The sequence below is a fragment of the Streptomyces sp. NPDC056373 genome, from assembly GCF_042262425.1.
GTDB lineage: Bacteria > Actinomycetota > Actinomycetes > Streptomycetales > Streptomycetaceae > Streptomyces.
This window is the reverse complement of the sequence record NZ_JBHJPX010000042.1, coordinates 1-4,118: the sequence shown is the minus strand read 5'-3', so window position 1 is coordinate 4,118 and position 4,118 is coordinate 1. Positions and strand designations below refer to the sequence as shown.

General features: G+C 73.0%; 1 protein-coding gene. It reads left to right on the top strand.

All coding sequences use genetic code 11. The annotated features are described in order from the left end of the window. On the top strand, nt 1-4,118 hold a 4,118-nt coding region (locus ACFCXS_RS39290; RefSeq protein WP_376648135.1), incomplete at both ends, for an amino acid adenylation domain-containing protein.

Genomic DNA, 4,118 nt, shown 5'->3' with positions numbered 1-4,118 from the left:
GCCGGTTACCGGGACTTCCTGGCCTGGCTGACCCGGCAGGACCGGGCCGCCGCGGCCGACGCCTGGGCCGCGGAACTCGACGGGGTCGAGGAGCCCACGCTCATCGCGCCCGCGGCCGTCGGAAGGACCGCCGCGCACGACACCGGCTTCGGCCAGGCCGACGTGAACCTCACCCAGGACGAGGCGGAGCGGATCGCCCGCCGGGCGGGGGAACTGGGCGTCACCGTCAACACCATGGTGCAGGGCGCCTGGGCCCTGGTGCTCGGCCAGCTGACGGGACGGCAGGACGTGCTGTTCGGCGCCACCGTCTCCGGACGGCCGCCCGAGGTGCCCGGCGCCGACTCCATGATCGGCATGTTCATCAACACCCTGCCGGTGCGGGTGCCGCTCGCTCCGTCGGACACCGTGACCGGCCTCCTGCGCGGGCTCCAGCACCGGCAGGCGGCCCTGATGGAACACCATCACCACGGGCTCACCGAGATCCAGCAGCGCACCGGGCTCCCGGCCCTGTTCGACACCCTGGTCGTCTTCGAGTCCTATCCGGAGGACCAGGGAGCGCTCGCCGAGGCGGGCGAGGAGGCCGGCATCGCCGTCACCGGTCTGCGGCCGTTCTCCGTCACGCACTACCCGCTGATGCTCGCCGCCGACCTCGATCCGTACCTGCGGATCATTCTCCAGTACCGGCTCGACGCACTCGCTCCCGCGGACGTCGAGGACATGGCTGCACGGGTGCGCCGCGTGCTGTGCGCCCTGACCGAGGACGGTGACCGCAAGCTCGCCGGTGTGCCCATGCTCGCCCCCGCGGAGCGTGACCGCCTCCTTCGCGACCTCAACGACACGGCCGCGTCCGTGCCCGACGAGACCGTGCCCGAGCTGTTCGAGCGGCAGGCCGCCCTCACTCCGGACGCGACCGCCGTCGTCTCCGGCGACCTCACCCTGACCTACGGTGAACTGAACACCCGGGCCAACCGCCTCGCGCACATGCTGATCGAGCGCGGCGTGGCCCCCGAGACGACGGTGGCGCTGGCACTGCCGCGCTCGGTGGAGCAGATCACCGCGCTGCTGGCGGTGGTCAAGGCCGGCGGTGCCTTCCTGCCCGTCGACCCGGCCTACCCGGCCGAGCGGATCTCCTACATGCTCGACGACGCGCAGCCGGCACTGCTGCTGACGCGGGCCGAGTGGGCGGGGGGACTTCCCCACCACCCCGGCATCGTCGTACTCGACGACCCGGCCACCCTCGCGCAGCTCGAGCGCCGCCCCGGCGGCGACCCCACCGACGCCGACCGCCGTGGCCCCCTGCGGCCGCAGCACACCGCGTACGTCATCTACACCTCCGGCTCGACCGGACGGCCCAAGGGTGTCGTCGTACCGCACAGCCCGCTGCCCAGTCTGGCCCGCACCGAGATCGAGCGGTTCGAGGTGACGGCGCGGTCCAAGGTGCTCGCCTGCACCTCGCCCAGCTTCGACATCTCCGTCATGGAATGGCTGACGGCGTTCGCCGCCGGGGCCACCCTCGTCGTGCCCCCGGGCCAGCAGATCGGCGAGTCCCTGGCCGCCACCCTCACCGAGGCGGAGATCAGCGTCGGTCTCATCGCCACCTCGACCCTCGCCACCCTGCCGCCCGAGAGGTTCGCGCACCTGGCCACGCTCGGGGTGGGCGGGGAAGCGGTGCCGCCGGGCATCGTGGAGACCTGGGCCCCGGACCGTCGGCTGATCAACGGCTTCGGACCGACCGAGACCACGTGCGTGGCCACGCTGAGCGACCCGCTCGTGGCCGACGGCACAGCCCCGCCCATCGGGCGGCCCGTGCTCAACACTCGGCTGTACGTGCTGGACCCCTGGCTGCGGCCGGTGCCGCCCGGCGCGGTCGGCGAGCTGTACATCGCCGGCCGGGGTGTCGCCCGCAGCTACCTGCGCCGGCCCGGACTCACCGCCGAGCGTTTCGTCGCCGACCCGTTCGGGCCCGCCGGCGAGCGCATGTACCGCACCGGCGACCAGGTTCGCTGGCGGGACGACGGCCAGCTGGACTACCTCGGCCGGATCGACGACCAGGTGAAGATCCGCGGTTTCCGGATAGAGCCAGGCGAGGTCGAGAACGCCCTGGACGGCCATCCCGGCGTGGTCCGCGCGGCAGTGGTGGCCCGCGCCGGTCGCACCGCGGACATGGGCAAGCAACTGGTCGGCTACGTCGTGCCGGTGGACGAGCACGTCACCGTGGACGACCTGCGCGCCTTCCTGGCCGAACGGCTGCCCGGCCACATGGTGCCGTCGGCGTTCGTCCTGCTCGACCGGCTGCCCACGACGGCGAACGGAAAGGTGGACCGGGCGGCCCTGCCCGAACCCGGGATCACCGGCTCCGAGTACCGCGCCCCCGACGGCGCCACCGAGACGGCGCTCGCCGCGCTCTTCGCCGAACTGCTCGGCCTCGACCGGGTCGGCGCCGATGACAACTTCTTCGCCCTGGGCGGCCACTCCCTGCTGGCCACGCGGCTGGTCAGCCGCATCCGCGAGGCGCTCGGCACCGAACTGGCCGTGCGCACCGTCTTCGACGCGCCGACCGTCGCCGAGCTGGCCCCGCACCTGACCTCCGGCGGACCGGTGCGACCCGCGCTGCGCCCCCGCACGGACCGCCTCGAGCACATCCCCCTCTCCTACGCCCAGCGCCGACTGTGGTTCATGCACCGCTTCGACGGCCCCTCGGCGACCTACAACATCCCGCTGGCCCTCCGGCTGGAGGGTGAGCTGGACGAAGCCGCGCTGGCCGCCGCGGTGCGGGACGTGGTGGAGCGGCACGAGAGCCTGCGGACCGTGTTCGACGAGGACGAGGGCGGTGTGCCGTACCAGCGCGTCCTCCCGCTCGGCGAGGCGGCGCCCGCACTCGACGCGGTGGAGGTGCCCGCGCACGAACTGGCCGACCGGGTGTCCCGGGCGATGGAGCACCGGTTCGACCTCACGGCCGAGATCCCGCTGCGCTCCACCCTGTTCCGGGCCGGACCGCGGGACCATGTGCTCGCGCTGGTCACCCACCACATCGCCTTCGACGGGGAGTCGATGGCGCCGCTGGCCCGCGACCTGTCGGCGGCGTACACCGCCCGCCTGGGCGGCGGTGCCCCGGGCTGGGAGGAACTGCCGGTCCAGTACGCCGACTACACCCTCTGGCAGCGCGACCTCCTCGGCGACCCGGACGATCCCGCCGCCCTCGCGGCGCGGCAGGCGGCGTACTGGCGCGAGGAACTGGCCGGCGCTCCGCAGCCCATGCAACTGCCCCTGGACCGGCCCCGCCCGCCCGTGGCCGGCCACCAGGGCGACATTCTGGAGTTCACGCTCGACGCGGAACTCCTCGCCGTCGCCCGGGAGACGGCCCGCCGCCACGACGTCACCATGTCCATGTTCATGCAGGCGGCCCTGTCGGTGCTGCTGGGCCGGCTGGGCGGCGGCGAGGACGTGTCGATCGGCGCGCCCATCGCGGGCCGGGGCGACGAGGCCCTGGGCGATCTGGTCGGCTTCTTCGTGAACACCTGGGTGCTGCGGACGGACCTGTCGGGCAACCCGACCTTCTCCGAGGTGCTGGAGCGGGTGCGCGGCAAGGCCCTGGCGGCCTACGACAACCAGGACCTGCCCTTCGAGCGGCTCGTGGAACTCCTCAACCCCGAGCGGTCCCGGGCCTACCACCCGCTGTTCCAGGTGATGTTCGCCTGGCACGACACGCTGCACGTCGACTTCGACCTGCCCGGACTGACCGCCACCCCCGGTGTCGTACAGACCCGGACCGCCAAGTTCGACCTCTACCTCACCCTCTCCGAGAACCGGGACGGTTCCGGCGCGCGCGGCTACCTCGAATACGCGACGGAACTCTTCGACCGCGACACGGTGACCGCGTTCGTCGAGCGCTTCGTCCACGTGCTGCGCGGCCTGGTCGCGGACGCCGCCGCACCCGTGTCCGGCGTGGACGTGCTGGTGCCCGGCGAACACGAGCGGCTCGTCGTCGGCGTCAACGACAACGAGGTGATCGACCCCGATGTGTCCCTGGTGGAGTTGGTGGAGCGGCGGGTGGCGTCGGCTCCGGATGCGCGTGCGGTGGTCTGCGGTGAGGTGGAGTGGTCGTACGGTGAGCTGAA